The organism is Nocardioides oceani, from assembly GCF_030412965.1.
Taxonomy (GTDB): domain Bacteria; phylum Actinomycetota; class Actinomycetes; order Propionibacteriales; family Nocardioidaceae; genus Nocardioides; species Nocardioides oceani.
Genome location: NZ_JAUHJQ010000036.1, coordinates 1 through 3,162, shown reverse-complemented (window position 1 = coordinate 3,162; position 3,162 = coordinate 1). Strand labels below are relative to the sequence as shown.

The following is a 3,162-nucleotide window of genomic DNA, read 5'->3' as shown; positions in this document are numbered from 1 at the left end:
GCCTCGAGCACCTACGCGGATCAGCGCTCGGGTTCCGCAACCTGACCAACTACATCGCCAGGAGCCTGCTCGAGACCGGCGGCTTCAGACCCCTACTACACCCCGGTCTGTGAAGAGCCCCCAATGGAAGGCTGGGCAAACAGACGGGTCAACCGCCGCTATCGTCTTCAGGGGGAAGAGTTGCGACGTTGTCGGTGCTCGAGGACTAATGGCCACGGCACACTCGGAGGCGGCTCGTCACGGGGTTTCACCCCGAACGCCCGCGCATCCGTACGGATGTATGCGGTGGCGTCTAGTTGGGTACGGCTCGTTCGTGGCTGACATACCAGCGAACCCCGGCCATCGGCATCCAGTGGACCCTGAGCGGGTCGCCAACGCCCGCGCTCGCCTTCCCACCAGCGAGGAAGGCGACCGGTTGACCAGCGTGCTGTCGCTGATGGCCGACCCCACCCGTGCCCGCCTGCTGTACGCGTTGGATGTGGTCGACGAGCTCTGCGTCGGTGATCTCGCGCTGGCCCTGTCGGTCAGCGAGGACGCCGTCTCCTACGGGCTCCGGGTGCTGCGAACCGCCGGCCTGGTCAAACGGCGCAAGGAGGGAAGGGTCGTCTACTACCAGCTCGCCGACGGTTTCCCCGAACCGCTGCGTGAACACTGCCTGCGTCAGCTCATCGTGATGTCACGCGCGCCAGTGGACGAGGACATTTAGCTCTCGTTCTTCCAATGGGAAGACCATTATAACCGAAAGGCACAACTCATGGGGAACGCTCCGCACCGTGCCAACGACCAACACCACGACAGCCGACCCGGTCACGAAAACGGCCAGGGGAAGGGACACGACGGCGGTGGTCACGACGACCAGATGAAGAAGAAGCACGAACGGCGCATGTATCTGAAGTTCGGCGCGATGATTGCGACCTCGGCTGCGGTGATGTTCGTACTTATGTACAGCAGCGTCTACAACATCGAGCACGTGCACTACAGCCAGGAGCGCCTGTACATGGCGCTTACCTCCACCGGAGCTATGGCGCTAGTGATGCTCGCGTTTATGGCCACGATGATGTACAAGAACCGGACGCTGAACATTGTCGTGGTGGTGGCGGCCCTAGTGGTCGGCCTGGGCGCCTTCTACGCTTCGCGCACCCAGCTCTTCATTGATGACGAGAAGTACATGAAGGCGATGATCCCGCACCACTCCATCGCAATCCTCACCAGCGAACGCGCCGATATCGATGACGTGCGCGTCCGGAGGCTGGCCAACCAGATCATCGAGGCCCAGCGACGAGAGATCAAGGAGATGGAGTGGCTCCTGCAGGACATCGACGAGAACGGCCTCGCCACCACTGAGGAGGAGGCCGACGCACGTCCGGTCCCCGATTTTAAGGCCACCGCCACTACCCCCCTGGGCACCGACCGGCACTGGGTCACCGTCGCACTGAGCTCGACCCTCGGCGTCCCGCAGTTGCCACTCAGAGTCGTGGCGGCTCCCAACCACTGAGCCAGGGCGCGGACGCGCCAGCGCCGAACGTAAGTGAGCGGACGGTTTCATCGTGGTCGGTCGGCGAGGTATTTGGGAGGGGAGGAGCCCGGTGTTCGTGCGCATCCTCGCTACTTGTTGGGGTCGGTACGTCTTCCCGCGACCAAACTTACTCCCGCATGTCCGTGTGGACACACGGATGCCGGGTAGCGGTTGGGCGATGCTTCGAGCCTCGCAGCACCAAAGGGGTACACGGATGCCGAGCATGGAGGCGCTGTCTGTGAACGCCGTGGAGGTGCTCAAGGCCCACCGAACGTCCTCGACGCGATGGACATTGAAAAGTTGGCTACTGAGTGCGTCACGAAATGCTTCGAGTGCGCCCAGGCTTGCAGGGCATATGCCGACGCGTGCTGGAGGACGAGGTCGCCGAGTTGATCAAGTGCAGACCATCCCCACTGCGCTGACATCTGCGCCACGGTGGGGACAGCGTTGTCGGGGAACACCCGGCACAGCCGTTCGGTATCAGTCCATAGAGCCCGACCGTTCAGTACATGACGGCCGAAATCTGAATCGACCCATCAGCACGCTGGGTCATTGGTGAGTACATTCCAAGAGAAGGAGCGAACAGTGGGATCGTTGAAGCGAGCAGCAGCGAAGGCGTCGGAGATTGTCACACCTGCGTCCGATGCTGCAGCAGCAGACCTAGGAGAGCCGTCCGCCGCAGACGCGACGTGGGCGGCGATAATGATTCCTCACCACGAAAGCGGCATTCAGATGGCGCGAATGGCGGCGACCAACGCCGCCACGGAAGCCCTGCGTAACGCCGCCAAGGCGTCGGTGGCCGATCAGGAAAGTGACCTTCCTGAACTGCACAAGATCATCCGTGCTGCCGGAAAAGACCCCGACGCCGCCAGCTAAGCAGATCGAAGAGATGAACAAGCACCACATGCATCTGCTTGAGCGCTTGTCGGGCGTCGACTTTGACCGGCACTGGATCACCGTGGTTGGAGGGCATCACATGGCCGCCATCCAAATGACTGAGACCGCAATGGCCGGGAGCGCATCTAGTAGTGCGGCGTACCTGCAGCGCAAACTGCGGCAGTCTCAACTGGAAGAACTCAACACGCTGAACGACATCCATAAAGAAATATCGGATTGACCGACCTCAGGGTCACCTGCGGAGCTTCGGCTGTGACCCGGCTCGGCTGTTTTTGAACGCCATGGGTCTGATAACCCATCCAACTGAGCGCGGGACGTGAAGGTGCTGGACAGGCTCTAATCGACCCGTCGGCCAGATCGCACTGACCCTTGGCTATAAGTCAAGCACCGCAATGGGTTGCGAGAGGGGCGAAGAAGTGTTTACAGGTGTACTGGCCATGACGGTCGCCGCTGTGGTGCCAGTGCTGGGTGTGTATGCGTTGCATCGGTATGCGGCGGTACACCCACACGCGCTCCATGTGCTTCCGTTCGATTCGGGCTGGGTGCCGGAGCAGCATGCACTGTCCCGGTACCACGTGCGCTGGTATCTCGCGACGTTGCTCTTCCTCGCCTTCGATGTCGAGATGCTGTTTGAGGTTCCCCCCGGACCGTAGAGGCATCGACAATGAGGATCGAGATGCCAGAGAAGCGGAAGAAGTACGACCGGGAGTTCCGTGAGGGAGCTGTCCGGATCGTCGAAGAGACCAACA

5 protein-coding genes are annotated in these 3,162 nt (G+C 61.6%); all 5 read left to right on the top strand.

Annotated features, from left to right (window positions below; genetic code table 11):
- Window positions 1-424: 424 nt before the first annotated feature.
- Window positions 425-706 carry an ArsR/SmtB family transcription factor gene (locus QWY28_RS23115; RefSeq protein ID WP_300955277.1) on the top strand — a complete coding sequence of 94 codons (282 nt, stop codon included), beginning with the start codon at window positions 425-427 and terminating at the stop codon, window positions 704-706.
- A gap of 153 nt (window positions 707-859) precedes the next feature.
- Window positions 860-1,495 (top strand): DUF305 domain-containing protein, encoded by a 636-nt coding sequence (locus QWY28_RS23110; protein WP_300955276.1) that lies wholly within the window; start codon window positions 860-862, stop codon window positions 1,493-1,495.
- 606 nt (window positions 1,496-2,101) lie between these two features.
- Window positions 2,102-2,392 carry a DUF305 domain-containing protein gene (locus tag QWY28_RS23105; RefSeq protein ID WP_300955275.1) on the top strand — a complete coding sequence of 97 codons (291 nt, stop codon included), beginning with the start codon at window positions 2,102-2,104 and terminating at the stop codon, window positions 2,390-2,392.
- On the top strand, window positions 2,358-2,633 hold the full coding sequence (locus tag QWY28_RS23100) for a DUF305 domain-containing protein (protein ID WP_300955274.1): 276 nt from the start codon (window positions 2,358-2,360) through the stop codon (window positions 2,631-2,633). Before QWY28_RS23105 ends, QWY28_RS23100 begins: the two co-directional genes overlap by 35 nt.
- 217 nt (window positions 2,634-2,850) lie before the next feature.
- Window positions 2,851-3,066 (top strand): NADH-quinone oxidoreductase subunit A, encoded by a 216-nt coding sequence (locus QWY28_RS23095; protein WP_300955273.1) that lies wholly within the window; start codon window positions 2,851-2,853, stop codon window positions 3,064-3,066.
- The last annotated feature ends 96 nt before the right edge of the window (window positions 3,067-3,162 follow it).

Coding starts and splice junctions, on each gene's coding strand:
- QWY28_RS23110 (WP_300955276.1), top strand. CDS start 860: ATGAAGAAGAAGCACGAACGGCGCATGTATCTGAAGTTCGGCGCGATG.
- QWY28_RS23095 (WP_300955273.1), top strand. CDS start 2,851: ATGACGGTCGCCGCTGTGGTGCCAGTGCTGGGTGTGTATGCGTTGCAT.